We start from the raw sequence: 16,963 nt of genomic DNA, 5'->3' as shown, positions 1-16,963 counted from the left end.
TCGTAGCGGTCCTGTCAACTCTCTTGTCGGAGAGGGCGGTTCGCGTACGGACGGGATCGGTTCCGGTCAGGCTGTGACGTAATGGACGGTCACTGAGGGGTGGACGGGCCTGCCGGGTCGGGGGTCGTGGTGATTAGGCTGGGAGTGGCGCGACGCCAGAACCCGTGGACCGGGCGCCGGCGTACCGGGGGGAAAACCGGGCAGATCGGACGACCTCCAGCGTCCGACGCCGGACGACGTGGACACGATCCACGGGCCGGCTTCGGACGAGACGAATACAGACGAGAAATGGTCGCCCGGCACTGCACGAGGGTGCTCGACCACACCAGGAGGAATTGTGAACAGCGATCCGGACGGGATCCGCGGGGGCTGGGCCACACCCGGCGACAACCAGTCCGACGCGGAGTCCGCCAGCGAGATGACGGGCGAGTTCACCATCGATTACGCGACGCCGGCCTGGTACACGCAGAACGCGTCGGGAGGGTCGGGGTCGTCGGGGGACGAGACGGATGCCGAGGCGGGCGACGAGTCGGTCGATGCCGCGGATACAGGGGCGGATACGGACGCGGACGCTCCTTCGGGTGCCGGGGCGGAGGGTTCCGATACTGGTTCCACTCCGGCGGCGGCTCCTGCTCCCGCAGGTGCTGTGGCTGTGCCCCGACTGCCGGTGGGCGGCGGGTTCCAGCCTGCGGCGCCACAGGTCGGAGTTCCGGGTGGGCCCGCGAGCCCCACGGCGGTGCCCAGCTTCCCTGCGGGCGGATTCCCGACCCAGTGGACCCCTCCGGTGCCGCCGGCCCCTCCGGCTCCGCCGGCCGAGGTGGTGGAGGACGGTGATCTGGAGAGCGGCTCGACGATGCGGATCTCCCCTGCGGCCGCGCGACGCGAGTCCGTGGAGCAGGCCGCCCACGAGGCTCCCCAGGAACCGCAAGAGCCGCAGGAGCCAGTGGTCGCGGCTGAGGCCGACGACGATTCCGGTCACTCCGGCCAGTTCGCGGGGAGCGTCCCGGAGTCCGTGGACGATCTGGCCGAGCCCGTGGCGGAGGCCGAGGTCGTCGCGGACGCGGCGGAGTCCGAGGGAGAGGGCGACGAGGGTACGGGGGTGGGCGAGGTCACCGAGGAAGTGAGCGGCGCCGCTCCCCAGCCCTCGGAGGACGAGCCCCAGGATCAGGACGCCACCGAGTACGCCGTAGCGCCGCAGGCCGTCGAGCTCACGGACGCGGACACGGAGGCCCAGGACGCCGAGCCCGTCGACGCGACGTCGGTCGCCGTGGCGCCGGAGGAATCGGTGACCACGGCACGGGTGGACGCCGAGCCCGCGGAGGCCGAGCCCGAGCCCGACGATGTGGAGCCCGAGGTCGGCACCGGATCCGGGGACGCGGTGCCGGTGCCGGGCACTGTCGATGACGTACGGGACTCCGTCCCGGTCGTGCCCGCGCGGGACTCGGTGCCCAGCGCACCGTTCAACATGCCCCCGCTTCCGGAGGGCGCGCCCGGGACCGTGCCGCCCTCGTGGGCTCCCTCCCCGACATCTCAGGTCGGGTTGCCGCCGCTGCCTCCGTCATTCCAGCCGGCCGCGCCCGCTCCGGCGGGACAGTGGCCCGCGCAGCCGCACGCTCAGCCGCCGGCGCGGCCGGAAGCGGCTCCTGTTCAGCCCCAGGCCGCGTCAGCATCGGGCCAACCGCAGCCTCCGGCCGTTCCGGGCCAGCAGCCGCCCGTACCGTCGCCGCAGCCTCAGTTCCAGCCGCAGGCCCCGCAACCCGCGCCCGCCGCGTGGAACGCTCCCCCGCAGGCGGGGTACGGCTTCCCGCCTCCCCACCCGACCGCCCCTGCCACGGCCCCGGGTGAGCCACCCGTCGGCCACGGATTCCCGCCGCAGGCAACTCCGGCAGCTCCCACCGCCCCCAACGCCCAAGCGGGGTACGGCTTCCCGCCCCCGGCCCCGACCGCCCAGGGCGGCTACGGCTTTCCTCGGCCGGGCGCACCCGTCACGAACCCGGCAGGCCCCGACGCCCAGGGCGGGGACAGCTCCGCCCAGCCGGGCGCACCCGTGCCGAACCTGACAAACCCCGATGCCCAGGGCGGGCACGCATACCCCCAGCCAGGAGCCCCCGGTCCCAACCCGGCGGGCCCCCACGCTGAGGGCGGACACGGCCTCCCGACCCCGACGGCTCCCGTCCCGGTTCCGGGCGGCTACGGCTTCCCCCAGCCGGGCGCACCCGTCACGAACCCGCCGGGCCCCGACGCCCAGGGCGGGCATGTGTCCCCCCAGCCAGGAACCCCCAACCCCAACCCGGCAGGCCCCAACGCCCAGGCCGGCTACGGATTCCCGCCTCCCGGCAACCCAGCGCCGGCCCCAAGCCCCTCCGCCCCCACGTCGGATGCCTCTCGCGCCGGATACGGATTCCCGCAACCGCACCCCGGCGTACCGGCCCCCGGCCCGGAAGGCCCGGCACTCGCAGGGCCTCAGCCCCAGGGCGACTCCAACTTCCCTCAGCCGGGCGCACCCATCCCGAACCCGGCAGGCCCCAACGCCCAGGCCGGCTACGGATTCCCGCACCCCGGCAACCCAGCCCCCGCGCCCAACGCCTCCGCCGGCTACGGGTTCCCGCCCCCGGCAGCGGCGGACAGCGGCCAGGTCGAGGTGGCGCCGAGCGCCCCTGGGGCCGACCCGAACGCTTCCCCGGCGGGGTACGGCTTCCCGCCGGCCCCCGGAGCAGCGCCCACGGCAGCCCATCCCCCTCAGGGCGACTACAACTTCCCTCAGCCGGGCGCACCGGCCCCGAACCCGGCAGGACCCAACGCCCAGGCCGGATACGGATTCCCGCACCCCGGCATCCCAGCTCCAGCCCCGAGCACGCCGGACGCCTCGCCCGCCGGACACGGCAACCAAGGCCCGGCCGCCCCTCAGCCCCAGGGCGCCCCCAGTTTCCCGCAGCCTGCGGCACCCGTTCCCCCGGCTCCGGCACCCGCCGGCAACGCCGGGCCCCCCTCCCCCGCCCCGGCGTCCGAAGCCCAGGACGGGTACGGGTTCCCGCCGCCGGCCGGTTCCCTCGTGCCTCCACAGCCCGGGTACGGCTTCCCGTACCCGGGGCAGCCCGCCGCGCCCGGCGGCTATGGGTTCCCCTTCCCGCAGGCGTCCCCGCAGCAGGCGCCGCCGCAGCCTCAGGTGCCTCAGCAGCCCGAGGCGCCCCACCCGCAGGCCGGACCTCAGTCGCCCCCGCAGGTCCCGGGTGCCGTTCCCGCGTCGCCGCCGCAGCCGGCGTACCGGCAGCCCATGCCCGGCCCGGAGGGCGGCGGCGTGCCCGGGGTTCCGCAGGCCGCGCCGCAGCCGCAGCCGCCCGTGGATCCGCGTACCGGGGCCGCCTGGCCACAGGCCATCCAGCACGACCAGCGGCAGATGACCAACCCCGGTGCCGCGCCGCTCGGTTACACCGCCGCCGTCGAGCTGTCCTCCGACCGGCTGCTCAACAACAAGAAGCAGAAGGCGAAGAGCGGTCGGCCCGCGGCAGCGCCCTCCCGGTTCAAGATCGGCGGCAAGAAGGAGGAGGCCGAGCGGCAGCGCAAGCTCGAACTGATCCGTACGCCGGTGCTTTCCTGCTATCGCATCGCCGTCATCAGCCTCAAGGGCGGTGTCGGCAAGACCACCACGACCACCGCGCTCGGCTCGACCCTCGCCACCGAGCGGCAGGACAAGATCCTCGCCATCGACGCCAACCCCGACGCCGGCACACTCGGCCGTCGTGTACGGCGCGAGACCGGGGCCACCATCCGTGACCTCGTCCAGGCGATCCCGTACCTCAACTCGTACATGGACATCCGGCGGTTCACGTCCCAGGCGCCGTCCGGTCTGGAGATCATCGCCAACGATGTCGACCCCGCCGTCTCCACCGCCTTCAACGACGAGGACTACCGGCGCGCGATCGACGTACTGGGCAAGCAGTACCCGGTCATCCTGACCGACTCCGGTACCGGTCTGCTCTACAGCGCCATGCGTGGCGTACTCGACCTCGCCGATCAGCTGATCATCATCTCGACGCCGTCCGTCGACGGTGCCAGCAGCGCCAGTACGACGCTGGACTGGCTGTCCGCGCACGGGTACGCGGATCTGGTCTCGCGGTCCCTCACCGTCATCTCGGGAGTGCGCGAGACCGGCAAGATGATCAAGGTGGATGACATCGTCTCCCACTTCGAGACGCGCTGCCGGGGCGTCATCACCGTGCCCTTCGACGAGCATCTCGCGGCCGGTGCCGAGGTCGACCTCGACATGATGCGGCCCAAGGTGCGCGAGGCCTACTTCAACCTCGCGGCCATGGTCGCCGAGGACTTCGTACGGCACCAGCAGATGCACGGGCTGTGGACGTCGGACGGCAACCCGCCCCCGGTAGCGGCCCCGCCGATGCCGGGACACCAGCAGCCGTACCCGGCGGCCCCGCCGGCTCCGGGGCAGGGCCAGCAGTACCCGCCGCCGCCCGGCCCTGCGGGGCAGTACCCGCCGCCGCCCCAACCCGGCCACCCGTACCCGCAGCAGCAGCCGCAACAGCCGCCGTACGGCTATCCGCCACAGCCGGGGCAGCCCTACCAGCCGCCTCAGCAACCGGGTCACCCGCAGCAGTAGGCGATGAGCAGAGAAGGCGGCCGGTGCCCGAGGGCACCGGCCGCCTTCTCTTGTACCTGGGTAGCTGCGTAGTCGGGTAGTCGGGTAGCTGTGTACCTACTACCGGCTCGGCGCTATCCCTCCGCCGCGATCAGCTCGCGGCACTTCTTCACGTCCTCGGACATCTGGACGAGGAGTGCGTCCAGCGAGTCGAACTTGGCCTGGCCGCGCACGAACGCCAGGAAGTCGACGGCGACGTGCATGCCGTACAGATCAAGGCCCACACGGTCGATGGCGTATGCCTCCACCGTCCGTTCCGTGCCGTCGAACTGCGGGTTCGTGCCGACGGAGATCGCCGCCGGCATCCTCTCGCCATCCGCGTGCAGCCAGCCCGCGTAGACACCGTCGGCCGGGATCGCGGTGTGGGGCAGCGTCTCGACGTTGGCGGTGGGGAAGCCCAGTTCACGCCCTCGCTGTGCGCCTCGGACCACCACGCCCTCCACGCGGTGCGGGCGGCCGAGGATCTCGCCGGCTCCCTCCACGTCACCCTCGCCGACCAGGCGACGCGTCAGCGTGGACGAGAACGGCTCGCCGCCGCCCGCCTCACCCGACACGTACAGGTCGACGACCTCGACCTCGAAGTCGTAGGTGCGGCCGAGTTCGGTCAGGAACTCCACGTTGCCGGCCGCCTTGTGGCCGAATCGGAAGTTCGGACCCTCGACGACCGCCCGGGCGTGCAGCTTGTCGACCAGGACCTTGACCACGAAGTCGGCCGGGGAGAGCTTCGAGAACTCCTTGGTGAAGGGGAGGACGAGGACGGCGTCGACACCCAGATCGGCCATCAGTTCGGCGCGGCGGTGGTGCGGGGCCAGCAACGGCGGGTGGCTCCCCGGCCGCAGGACCTCGCTGGGATGCGGGTCGAATGTGACGGCGACCGTGGGAACGCCCAGCTCACGGGCGCGCGCCACGGCGTGCCTGACGATCAGCTGGTGTCCGCGGTGGACTCCGTCGTAGGAGCCGATCGTGACGACGCTGCGTCCCCAGTCCTCGGGGATGTCCTCCAAGCCACGCCAGCGCTGCACTGTGACCGCTCCTCGTCGAACCCGTGTCCGTGTCTGCCTCTTACGCAGGCCTTCTTACGCAGGTCTAAGGGTGCCATGCCGAACGCGCCCCGCTCGCATCGGCATGGAGGCTGTGACGGGGCGCACGTGACCGATTGTCGACTGTCGCAGCGGATGTCACCGGAGATGCCTCATCCGACGACGTCTACGCGGGGACCCGTACGCCCGCCAGGTTCTCGATCATGCGGCGGGTGCTGGGGCCGACCACGGTCGCCCACTCCCCGGGAGTGTCGGCCAGCCAGCCCGCCAGCGACACCGCGAATCCCGGCACCCGCCTGCCCAGTTCGACCAGGACGCAGTCGAAACGCGTCGCGCCTTCCGGAGTACGCACCAGAAGCAGCCCGCAGCGGTGTACCAGGCCCCGGGTGCGCAGCTCTCCGTGGCGGGCCGCGTCCTTCGCGGTGGCCCGGAGCACGGCGTCGAGGACGGTGGGGTCGTGCTCCCGGGACAGAAGGGCTTCGAGGAGTTCATGGCGGAACGGGCGGGAGACGGGGGCCCCGGGCGCGGCCAGCACGGTCGCGAGGGCCGCGCGTACCGGTGCCGGGCCGTCGTCGAGGAGGCCGGTGACCAGCGGGAGGAGTACGGGCCGGACGGTGGGACCGTGGTCCAGGCGCCGGTCCACGTACGCGGCCATGTGCCCGGCGGTCCCCGGGTGCCGCTCCACCACCTCCCGTACGAGGGCGGCGACCCGGCGGGCCGAGGCCGGGGCCGTGACGTCGGCGAGGGTGCGCAGGGTGTCGCCCGCCTCCGGGCCGAGCAGCCTGGCCCGGAACGCGTCGAGGACCGGCTCCGGGTGGGTCGCGAGCGCGACGACCAGGGCGCCCGGCGGGAGGTGCGAGTCGCCGGCTGTGAAGTGCCGCAGTGCCTGCGGGAGATGACGGGTGCGGGTGACCGGGTCTCGGACGAGGAGTGCGAGCGCTCCGCCGTGCAGGGTGCGGTCGGCGGGGCGGGCGAGCAGGGCGAGGGCCGCTGAGCGCAGCAGGTCGCGATCGGCCTCGTTGCGCACATGAGGTGCGACCCGCGGGCCGTACGCCACCGCCGCGACCCGCCGGGCCGGCCGCTCGTCGTGCGCCCACCGGGCCACGGCCAGGCAGACGGCGGACGGCTCCTCCTCGGCGAGCACGGCGAGGAGTTCGTCCCCGCGCCGGTGAGCGCTGTCGACGAGCACTTCGATCAGGCCGTCCAGGGCCCGGTGGCGATGGGTGTGGAGCAGTGCCTGAGCGGCGGTGGCCACGGTCGCGTCCGGCGTCGCGGGCAGCGGACTGTCGTCGTCGAACCAGCGGGCGAGGAGCGGTTGCACGGCGACGGGGTCGGTGGCGAGCAGTCGGGCGACGGCGTCCAGGTAGCGGGGCTGGTCGGACCGGCCCGGAGGTTCGTCACCGACGACGAGCCTGCGGAGCAGGTCGAAGCGGGCGACGTCGGGAAGGTGGAGCGCGGTCCAGAAGGAGGGCCCCAACTCTGGCGGCACCGCCCGATTCTGCCGGCGGAGGGCCACGACGTGGTCGGCGAGGAGGCGCAGGGCGTGCGTGTACGGGGTCGCGTCGGGGACGTGTCGGAGTACGTCGGTGAGGAGGTGGGTCGCCCACCAGGTGGAGGCCGACGGGCGGGGGTCGGACCCGGACCCGGGGCCCAGCGCCTGCACCAACTCCCTGAGACGGGAAGCCAGTTCGGGAGTGCCGTGCTGGCGGGCGAGGAGCAGCAGCGACTGGACCACCGGTCCGATGCGGTGGTGCGGCACGGGGACGGGTGCCGTGTCCCCGGCGTTCTCCGGTCGGCGCCGGTGGACCAGGGCGTGCAGCGCCTCGTCCACGTCCAGGTGCGCGCCCTGGATCCAGTCGGCGAGTTCCTCGTGGGCGAAGCGGTAACCGGTGCCGGCGGGGACGAGGAGACCTTCGGTGAGGACGGCGGAGGCCCAGCCCGTGCCGCCGCCCAGCCGGGCCGGTGCGGGGCCCCAGGGGAACACGGACTCGAAGGACTCCCGGTCCAGCTCGCCCTGTCCGGGGCCCAGACTGCGGCGGGCGGCCTCGTGGACCTGGCCCGAGACCTTGGCGGCGAGGCGGCGCACGGGGGTGCCGCGCAGGCCGTTCTCGGCGGCGAGGCGGACGGCGATGCGGAGGCACATCAGGTCGAGGTAGGCGGTGAAGACGTCGTGGCGGTCGAGGCGGGGGGTGGGGGTGCCGGGGTCCTCGGGGAGGGCCGGGAGTGCGGCGCGGACCTCGGAGAGCAGGCGGAGGGTGAGGGGGTGGCAGGCGTCCTGGGGGGTGAGGGCGGTCGCCGGGACGGCATAACGGGCCTGGGCCTGGTGGGCCTCGGTTTCGGTGAGGTCGGTGAGGAGGAGGTGGTGGTGGTGCGGGGGGTGGGGTGGGCGTTGGGGGTTTTCGCCGCCGCTCCTGCCCGTGCCGTCCCCGGGGGCCGCACCCCCTGTCTGCTCCCAGTACTCGGGGCGGCAGGCCATCACCAGGCGGGCGTTCGTCTCCTGGAGCCACTTCTCCGTCGCCCTTGTCCATTCGGGGGCTCGGTGGGCCAGGACTGGGGGCATCTCCTCGGGTCCGTCGAGGAGGAGCAGAAGGGGGCGGCCCGACGTGTGGGCGAGGCGGGCCAGGCGTTCCGGGGTGATGTCGCCCAGGTATCCGTCGCGCCCGCCCGACGCGGCGACGATCCGGCCCGCCCGGTCCAGCGCGCGGCGGGCCGCGTCCGCCACCGAGGTGTCCTCGTCACGCAGGTCGGCGCCGCGCAGCCACAGGGTGGGGGCCGGGTCCGGGTCCCGGTGGCGGCGGGCAGCAAGGGCCGCGAGTTCCGTCGTACGGCCGCTGCCCGGGGCCCCGACCAGGCCGAGGACCACGGCCGTGCTCTCACGCGCGGCGGTGAAGGCCTTCAACTCCCTTGTCAGTTCCGCCCGTTCGACCGGTTCGACCACATCCGCGTCCACGCCGCCCGTGGCACGGCCCACGAAACCCGCCAGTGCGCCCGGCGGTCCGTCCGAGCCCACGGAGGTGGCCGTCAGTTCCAGGACGCCCGCGAGATTGAGGTCGGCGCCGTAGGCGGGCACCGTCGCCGCGTTGCGGGCCAGGAGTTCGGTGAGCGGGCCCTGGCTGTCCGCGAGCCGGCCACGCAAGGGGAGTGCGAAGCCGGCGGCGCGGTGTCCGACCGGCTCTCCCGGCCCGTCCGTGGACTGCGGGAGCAGGGCGGTGCCCAGGACGCCCAGCACCGCCCCTGTCGTACGGTCGAGCACCGGCCCTCCGGCCGCGCCGCCGCCCAGCCGCAGCGCGTCGCTGCCCGCCGTGCCGATCGCCAGCTCAAGGGCATCGGGGAGAAGATGAAAGCGGTCCGTGGCCGTGTACGTGACGTCGGTCGTGCCGAGCACCCGCGCCTCACGCCAGCCGCCCGCCGCGATCCGTACGTATGTGCCTGTCGCGACGCGGATCCGGGCGGAGACGGGGACCGGGCCCACGCCAAGGCCTTGGGTGTGCACAAGGGCCAGGCCGAGGTGCGGAAGAGGGGTCACGGCATCCGCCGCCGACACCACGCAGGTACGGTCCGCGGCGCCGTGCACGACCAGCCGGGCCAGGCCGTCGACCGCCTCGTGGCTGGTGACCAGCGTGCCGTGGTGGTCCGCGACGAAACCCATGCCCCGCGGGCGTCCGGCCAGATCGCACACGCGCACGAGCCACTCGTCGGCAGCTTCGGCAGCGGTCTCGCCGTCCCGCGCTTCTCGCGCACCGGCCGACGGCCGACGGCCGCCCCCGGCGCGCGGGCCCCGTCCCGCCATCGTCGTCCTCCCCGTCATACACGCGAGCCTGTGTACGCACGCGTCTACTACGACGGTAGGCACCCGATGATCAGCGGGACAGGGCGTGCGGCGAACGCGCCCCCTTCCGCCCCCTCGGTTCACTCCGAGCGCCTGCCCGGACGGGTGAATGCATCGCGAGAGATGGATACACCTTGGATGGGGGAACCGAGGGGGGAACCGTGGAGCGGCGGGAACGTGTCCCCGTGATCGCCGCTCCACGGCTCGGTACCGCACCCAGGCCCTCATCCCGGCGAGCGCGCGAGTCCAGCGGTCTCGGCTCGGCCGGGGGCTCAGACGAAGACCGCGAGGCTCTTCGCCTTGCCCTTCTCCTCCTCCACCAGGGCGAGGAACTGCCCGGCGGGGTCGAAGACGGCCACGGCGCCGACGCCCGTGTACTCCTCGGGCATCTCCAGCCGTACGCCGTTCGTCAGCAGGCGCGCCCGCCGCTCGTCCACGTCCCAGCGCGGGAACGCGGCGGTGGCCGCCTCGGCGATCGGCATCACCGTCAGCTCCTGCTGCAACTGGTCCAGCGTCCGGGCCGCGTCCAGCTTGTACGGGCCGACCCGTGTCCGGCGCAGCGCGGTGAGGTGACCGCCCACCCCGAGGTCGGCGCCCAGGTCCCGCGCCAGCGCGCGGATGTACGTACCGGAGGAGCACACCACCGACACGACCAGGTCGACCACGGGGGTGCCGTCGGCCGCGACCGCCTCCCGGACGTCGTACACCGCGAAGGAGGAGACGGTGACCGGGCGGGCCGGGATCTCGAAGTCCTCGCCCTCACGGGCCCGTTTGTAGGAGCGCACGCCGTCGATCTTGATGGCGCTGACCTTCGACGGCACCTGCATGATGCGGCCGGTCAGCTTGGCGACACCGGCGTCGACGGCCTCGCGGGTGACCGCGGAGGCGTCGGTGGAGGAGATGATCTCCCCCTCGGCGTCGTCCGTGAGCGTGTTCTGTCCCAGGCGGACAGTGCCCACGTATTCCTTCTCCGTCAGCGCGAGGTGGCCGAGGAGCTTGGTCGCCCGTTCCACCCCGAGGACGAGTACGCCCGTGGCCATGGGGTCGAGGGTGCCGGCGTGTCCGACGCGGCGGGTCCTGGCGATCCCGCGCATCTTGGCGACCACGTCGTGCGAAGTGAAGCCCGACGGCTTGTCGACAATGACAAGCCCGTCGGGCGTCCTGGTGTTCTTCTGCGTCATTCGGCGGTGTCGTCCTCGTCGTCAGGCTTCTTGTACGGGTCCGCGTCACCGGCGAACGCGGCGCCCGCGGACGCCTGGCGCACCTGCGCGTCGGAGGCACGCGCCTTGTCGAGGAGGTCCTCGATCTTCTTGGACGTGTCCGGGAGCGCGTCCGCGACGAAGGTCAGGGTAGGCGTGAACTTCACGCCCGCGGCCTGGCCGACCGCGGAGCGCAGCACACCCTTGGCGCTCTCCAGGCCGGCTGCTGCCGCCGCCCGTTCCTCCTCGCCCCCGTACACCGTGTAGAAGACGGTCGCCTCCCGGAGGTCCCCGGTGACCCGGGTGTCCGTGATGGTGACCTGGGAGCCGAGCCGCGGGTCCTTGATCCCGCGCAGCAGCTTCTTGGCCACCACCTCTCGGATGAGGTCAGCCAACCTCTTCGCCCGCGCGTTGTCGGCCACTGGTCCGTCTCCCGTTCTTTTTGTTCTGCGTTCTTGCAGGTCGTTCATCGTCGGCTAGTCGTCGCCGTGGAGGCGCCGCCGAACGGACAGCAGTTCCACTTCGGGGCGACCGGCGACCAGTCGCTCGCACTGGTCCAGCACATCAGTGATGTGCTGGACGTCCCCGGCCACCACCGCCAGGCCGATGCCGGCTCTGCGATGCAGGTCCAGGTGTTCGACCTCGGCCGCGCTCACCGTGTACTTGCGCTGGAGCTCGGCGACGATCGGCCGGACGACGGAACGCTTCTCCTTCAGCGAGCGTACGTCGCCGAGCAGGAGGTCGAAGGACAGAGTCCCCACGTACATGTGTGTATCCGGATGACCCGCCGGTGCGGGATCGATGGCCCCGCCGGCGGTGTGGGCAGGGACATCAAGAACGGTACAGCGTGGAGGCCGGTGACTCGACGGGATTGTTCTCGCCCCCGCCGCCCCTACCCGTCCCATCCTCGGGGGCGCAGCCCCCGGCAGACGACCAGCTGGCCGACGGGAACTTTCCCCGCCGGCCAGCTCAGACACGCACCGACTGCTCAGCCGCGCGGCTTCTCCCGCATCTCGTACGTCGCGATGACGTCGTCGACCTTGATGTCGTTGAAGTTTCCGAGGTTGATACCACCCTCGAAGCCTTCGCGGATCTCGGTGACGTCGTCCTTGAAGCGACGCAGACCGGAGATGGTGAGGCTCTCCGCGATGACCTTGCCATCGCGCAGCAACCGCGCCTTGGTGTTGCGCTTGACCTCGCCGGAGCGGACCAGCACACCGGCGATGTTGCCCAGCTTGGACGAGCGGAAGACCTCGCGGATCTCCGCCGTACCGAGCTCGACCTCTTCGTACTCCGGCTTGAGCATGCCCTTGAGGGCCGCTTCGATCTCCTCGATGGCCTGGTAGATCACCGAGTAGTACCGGACGTCGACGCCTTCGCGCTCCGCCATCTGCGCCGCGCGGCCCGCAGCGCGGACGTTGAAGCCGATGACGATGGCGTCGGAGCCGGTCGCCAGGTCGATGTCCGACTCGGTGACCGCACCCACACCGCGGTGCAGGACGCGGATGTCGACCTCTTCGCCGACGTCGAGCTGGAGCAGCGAGGACTCGAGAGCCTCCACCGAACCGGACGCGTCGCCCTTGATGATGAGGTTGAGTTCCTGCACCAGACCGGCCTTGAGGGCCTCGTCCAGGTTCTCCAGGGAGAACCGGACACCCCGGCGGGCGAAGTTGGCGTTGCGCTCGCGCGCCGCCCGCTTCTCGGCGATCTGACGCGCCGTACGGTCCTCGTCGACGACCAGGAAGTTGTCGCCGGCGCCCGGGACGTTGGTGAGACCGAGGACGAGGACCGGGGTCGAGGGACCCGCCTCTTCCACGTTGTCGCCCTTGTCGTCGAGCATCGCGCGGACACGGCCGTACGCGTCGCCGACCACCATGGTGTCGCCGACCCGCAGGGTGCCTCGCTGGACCAGAACGGTCGCGACGGCGCCGCGGCCCTTGTCCAGGTGGGACTCGATCGCAATACCCTGCGCGTCCTGCTCCGGGTTGGCCCGCAGGTCGAGCGAGGCGTCCGCGGTGAGGACCACGGCCTCCAGCAGGCTCTCGATGTTGAGGCCCTGCTTGGCGGAGATGTCGACGAACATCGTGTCGCCGCCGTACTCCTCGGCCACCAGACCGAACTCGGTGAGCTGACCGCGCACCTTGGTCGGGTCGGCGCCCTCGACGTCGATCTTGTTGACCGCGACCACGATCGGCACACCGGCCGCCTTGGCGTGGTTCAACGCCTCGATCGTCTGGGGCATCACACCGTCGTTGGCCGCCACCACGAGGATCGCGATGTCGGTCGACTTGGCACCACGGGCACGCATGGCGGTGAACGCCTCGTGACCCGGGGTGTCGATGAAGGTGATGCGACGCTCTTCTTCGTTGACGACGGTCGCGACCTGGTAGGCACCGATGTGCTGGGTGATGCCACCGGCCTCGCCCGCGACGACGTTCGTCTTGCGGATGGTGTCGAGGAGGCGGGTCTTACCGTGGTCGACGTGACCCATGACGGTCACGACCGGCGGACGCGCGACGAGGAACTCCTCGCCACCCTCGTCCTCACCGAACTCGATGTCGAAGGACTCGAGCAGCTCGCGGTCCTCCTCCTCGGGGCTGACGATCTCGAGGACGAAGTTCATCTCGTCCGCGAGGAGCCGCAGCGTCTCGTCGGAGACGGACTGCGTGGCGGTGACCATCTCGCCGAGGTTCATCATCACGCCGACGAGCGACGCCGGGTTGGCACCGATCTTCTCGGCGAAGTCGGTCAGGGAAGCACCACGCGACAGGCGGACGGACTGTCCGTTGCCGCGAGGGAGCATGACGCCGCCGACCGACGGGGCCTGCATGGCCTCGTACTCCTGGCGCCTCTGCCGCTTCGACTTGCGACCACGACGCGCGGGACCACCGGGACGGCCGAAGGCGCCCTGCGTGCCACCACGGCCACCCGGACCACCGGGACGACCGCCGAAGCCGGGACGGCCACCGCCGCCACCACCGGGACCGCCCGGACGGCCGGCGAAACCGCCGCCACCGCCACCGGGACCACCGGGACGGCCGGCGAAACCGCCGCCGCCACCACCGGGACCGGCCGGACGGCCGGCGAAGCCGCCGCCACCACCGGGACGACCGCCACCGGCACCGGGACCGCCGGGACGACCGCCGCCGCCACCGGGACCGCGGCCACCGGGGCCACCACCGGGACGGGGGCTGCCCGCAGCGGGACGCTGCGGCATCATGCCGGGGTTGGGACGGTTACCTGCGGGGCCGCCGCCGGGACGCGGAGCGCCACCGGGACCACCCTGCGGACGGGGCATGCCGCCCGGGGACGGACGGCCGCCGCCCGCGCCCTGCGGACGCGGAGCACCCTGACCGCCACCGGCGCCCTGCGGACGCGGAGCGCCGCCGGGGGCACCAGGACCGCCCTGGCCACCGGGGCGCGGGGCGCCCTGCGGACGGGGCGACTGGGGACGCGCCATGCCGGTGGAACCACCGGACGTGAAGGGGTTGTTGCCCGGACGGGGACCGGCCGGACGGGCACCGCCGGGACGCGGAGCGCCCTGGCCGGCCGGACGCGGGGCGCCCGGACGCTCGCTACGGCCCTGACCACGGTCCTGACCGCGGTCCTGACCCTGGCCACGGTCCTGACCGGGACCGGCCGGACGGGCACCACTGGGACGCGGGGCACCGGGACGGGCACCGCTGGGACGCGGGGCCTGCGCGGCGGCCGGAGCGGCCGGGGCCGACGGCGGAGCGGTGAACTCCGGCGTGGTCGGCGCCGGGGTGACCGGCTTCGGCGCGGGCTTGGGACCCGGCGTCGGACGTGAGCCCTGGGGGGCCGGCGTGACCGGAGTGACCGGCGCGCTCGGCGCGGCGGGCGCCGCGGGGGCCTCGGCCACAGCGGGCTTGGGAGCCGGCGGCCGCGGGGCAGCCGGACGGGCCGACTGCGCCGGGGAGGGCGCGCCGGGCTTGGGGGCCGCCTTGCGCGGGGCGCCGGGCTTGGCGCTGCTCCCGCCCTGGAAGGCGTCTGTCAACTTGCGTACTACCGGCGCCTCGATCGTCGAGGACGCCGATCGGACGAATTCACCGAGTTCCTGGAGCTTGGCCATGACAGCCTTGCTCTCCACCCCGAACTCCTTGGCGAGTTCGTATACCCGGACCTTAGCCACTTCGCTCCTTTTAGGTCCGGGTTGCGGCCGGACCGTCGCTACTTCATGGGCGTACTCATCGCGTGCTCATCGAGTGCTCATCGCAATCTCGACCTACTTCCAACTCGCGGGGGTACCAGAGCCGCACGGGGTTCCGCGCGACGCGTCCTACGGTGTTGCCTCTTCGACGTACCGGCGCAACGCCACCACGTCGAGAGTTCCCGGGGCACGCAGTGCCCGTGGGAACGCCCGGCGGCGGACCGCCAGGTCGAGGCAGATCAGGGCGGGGTGCACGTACGCACCCCGGCCGGGCAGCGTACCGCGATGATCGGGGACGCATTCACCCTCGACCGCCACGATGCGCAGCAGATCCTTCTTGGCCGCTCGCTCCCGACACCCCACACAGGTGCGTTCAGGGCATACGCGGGCACGCGTCCGGCCAGACACTCCTAAGTCTACCTCCCCGAAACGACCTCACCCCTTTGGGGCAACAATCGAACGGTTGTTGTCGTGATCTCAGCCACCTGCGGCTTGGATCTATTCCCCTAGCGGTCGCGGGGCTGCTCAGCGGGCCGCTCGGACGGCTGCTCGATGTCCGGGCGGATGTCGATCCGCCAGCCGGTCAGCCGGGCCGCGAGCCGGGCGTTCTGGCCTTCCTTGCCGATCGCCAGCGACAGCTGGTAGTCGGGGACAGTCACGCGCGCGGAACGGGCGGCGAGGTCGACGACCTCGACCTTGTTGACCCGAGCGGGGGACAGCGCGTTCGCCACCATGTCGGCCGGGTCGTCCGACCAGTCGACGATGTCGATCTTCTCGCCGTTCAGCTCGGCCATGACGCTGCGCACCCGGGCGCCCATGGGACCGATGCAGGCTCCCTTGGCGTTCAGTCCGCTGCGCGTGGACCGGACGGCGATCTTCGTACGGTGACCGGCCTCGCGCGCGATGGCGGTGATCTCCACCGAACCGTCGGCGATCTCCGGGACCTCCAGCGCGAAGAGCTTCTTCACCAGGTTGGGGTGCGTGCGCGAGAGGGTGACGGACGGACCGCGCACGCCCTTCGCCACTCGCACGACGTACGACCGCAGCCGCAGCCCGTGCTGGTAGTCCTCCCCGGGAACCTGTTCCTGCACCGGCAGGATGGCCTCCAGCTTGCCGATGTCCACCAGCACGTTCTTCGGGTCGCGGCCCTGCTGGACGACACCGGTGACGATGTCGCCCTCACGGCCCGCGTACTCGCCGAGCGTCGCGTCGTCCTCGGCGTCCCGCAGGCGCTGCAGGATGACCTGCTTGGCGGTGGTGGCGGCGATCCGGCCGAAGTCCGACGGAGTGTCGTCGAACTCGCGTGCCTCCTGCCCCTCCTCCAGCTCCTGGGGGTCCTCCTTCGCCCACACGGTCACATGACCGGTCTCCCGGTCGAGCTTCACGCGCGCGTGGCGGCGGCTTCCGTCGGTGCGGTGGTAGGCGATGAGGAGGGCCGACTCGATCGCCTCGACCAGCAGGTCGAAGGAGATCTCCTTCTCCCGCACCAAGCCCCGCAGGGCACTCATGTCGATGTCCACGGCTACGCCTCCTCTTCTTCCGTCATGTCCTGCTCGTCCTGCATATCGTTCTTGCCGCTCTTGTCCTTGCGGTTGAACTCGACCTGGACGCGGGCCTTGTCGATGTCACCGAAGGCGAGCCTGCGGGCGGTGGCCTTTCGGCCCTTCACGCCCGGCACTTCGAGGTCCATGCCCTCGTCGTCCACGGTCAGGATCCTGGCGACCAGTTCCCCGCCCTCGGTGAGCTGGAAGCGCACCAGGCGTTCGACGGCACGTACGTAGTGCCGGTGTTCGGTGAGCTCGCGCTCGGCGCCGGGGGTACCGACCTCCAGGGTGTACTCCCCCGCACCCATCGCGTCGGTCTCGTCGAGCTTCGCCGAGAGCGCGCGGCTCACATCGGCGATCGCGTCCAGATCGGCGCCGTCGTCGGAATCGACGACGACCCGCAGCACTCTCTTGCGCCCGATTGACTCCACTGCGATCTCTTCGAGATCGAGACCCTGCGAGCTGACGAGCGGCTCCAGGAGCTCTCGAAGCCTCTCGCTCTGGGTGGTGCTCATCCGGGTGACTCCTC

The 16,963-nt window shown here is 72.3% G+C and carries 10 protein-coding genes; 1 reads left to right on the top strand and 9 read right to left on the bottom strand.

Going from position 1 to position 16,963, the window contains the following annotated elements:
* The first annotated feature begins 337 nt into the window (after positions 1 to 337).
* Complete coding sequence (locus PV734_RS26265; protein WP_415924268.1) at positions 338 to 4,615, top strand: SCO5717 family growth-regulating ATPase; 4,278 nt, start codon at positions 338 to 340, stop codon at positions 4,613 to 4,615.
* Between the two features lie 113 nt (positions 4,616 to 4,728).
* On the opposite strand, the gene PV734_RS26260 is transcribed toward PV734_RS26265, so the two are convergent.
* From PV734_RS26260 to rimP, 9 genes are all read right to left on the bottom strand, one after another.
* Positions 4,729 to 5,676 carry a bifunctional riboflavin kinase/FAD synthetase gene (locus tag PV734_RS26260; protein ID WP_319292194.1) on the bottom strand — a complete coding sequence of 316 codons (948 nt, stop codon included), beginning with the start codon at positions 5,674 to 5,676 and terminating at the stop codon, positions 4,729 to 4,731.
* A gap of 184 nt (positions 5,677 to 5,860) precedes the next feature.
* Positions 5,861 to 9,484, bottom strand: coding sequence for a serine protease (locus PV734_RS26255; RefSeq protein ID WP_415924269.1), 3,624 nt, complete (start codon positions 9,482 to 9,484; stop codon positions 5,861 to 5,863).
* 311 nt (positions 9,485 to 9,795) lie between these two features.
* Complete coding sequence (gene truB, locus PV734_RS26250) at positions 9,796 to 10,704, bottom strand: tRNA pseudouridine(55) synthase TruB (protein WP_319095215.1); 909 nt, start codon at positions 10,702 to 10,704, stop codon at positions 9,796 to 9,798.
* Positions 10,701 to 11,144: a 30S ribosome-binding factor RbfA gene (gene rbfA / locus PV734_RS26245; RefSeq protein ID WP_319095214.1), complete on the bottom strand. Its 444-nt coding sequence runs from the start codon at positions 11,142 to 11,144 to the stop codon at positions 10,701 to 10,703. Before rbfA ends, truB begins: the two co-directional genes overlap by 4 nt.
* Before the next feature lie 54 nt (positions 11,145 to 11,198).
* Entirely contained in the window at positions 11,199 to 11,489 is a 291-nt protein-coding gene (locus tag PV734_RS26240; protein ID WP_319292189.1) for a DUF503 domain-containing protein, read from the bottom strand.
* A gap of 221 nt (positions 11,490 to 11,710) precedes the next feature.
* Positions 11,711 to 14,872 (bottom strand): translation initiation factor IF-2, encoded by a 3,162-nt coding sequence (infB, locus tag PV734_RS26235; protein ID WP_319095211.1) that lies wholly within the window; start codon positions 14,870 to 14,872, stop codon positions 11,711 to 11,713.
* A 147-nt stretch (positions 14,873 to 15,019) separates the two neighbouring features.
* Positions 15,020 to 15,298, bottom strand: a complete 279-nt coding sequence (locus tag PV734_RS26230) for a YlxR family protein (RefSeq protein ID WP_319095210.1) — start codon at positions 15,296 to 15,298, stop codon at positions 15,020 to 15,022.
* A gap of 98 nt (positions 15,299 to 15,396) precedes the next feature.
* Complete coding sequence (gene nusA, locus PV734_RS26225) at positions 15,397 to 16,410, bottom strand: transcription termination factor NusA (RefSeq protein ID WP_319095209.1); 1,014 nt, start codon at positions 16,408 to 16,410, stop codon at positions 15,397 to 15,399.
* 2 nt (positions 16,411 to 16,412) lie between these two features.
* Positions 16,413 to 16,949 (bottom strand): ribosome maturation factor RimP, encoded by a 537-nt coding sequence (gene rimP / locus PV734_RS26220; protein WP_319095207.1) that lies wholly within the window; start codon positions 16,947 to 16,949, stop codon positions 16,413 to 16,415.
* Positions 16,950 to 16,963 lie beyond the last annotated feature (14 nt).

Source organism: Streptomyces sp. AK08-02, from assembly GCF_033795085.1.
Classification (GTDB): Bacteria; Actinomycetota; Actinomycetes; order Streptomycetales; family Streptomycetaceae; genus Streptomyces; species Streptomyces echiniscabiei.
This window is presented reverse-complemented; position numbering and strand designations above follow the sequence as displayed.

Coding starts and splice junctions, on each gene's coding strand:
- PV734_RS26255 (WP_415924269.1), bottom strand. CDS start 9,484: ATGGCGGGACGGGGCCCGCGCGCCGGGGGCGGCCGTCGGCCGTCGGCC.
- truB (WP_319095215.1), bottom strand. CDS start 10,704: ATGACGCAGAAGAACACCAGGACGCCCGACGGGCTTGTCATTGTCGAC.
- PV734_RS26240 (WP_319292189.1), bottom strand. CDS start 11,489: ATGTACGTGGGGACTCTGTCCTTCGACCTCCTGCTCGGCGACGTACGC.
- rimP (WP_319095207.1), bottom strand. CDS start 16,949: ATGAGCACCACCCAGAGCGAGAGGCTTCGAGAGCTCCTGGAGCCGCTC.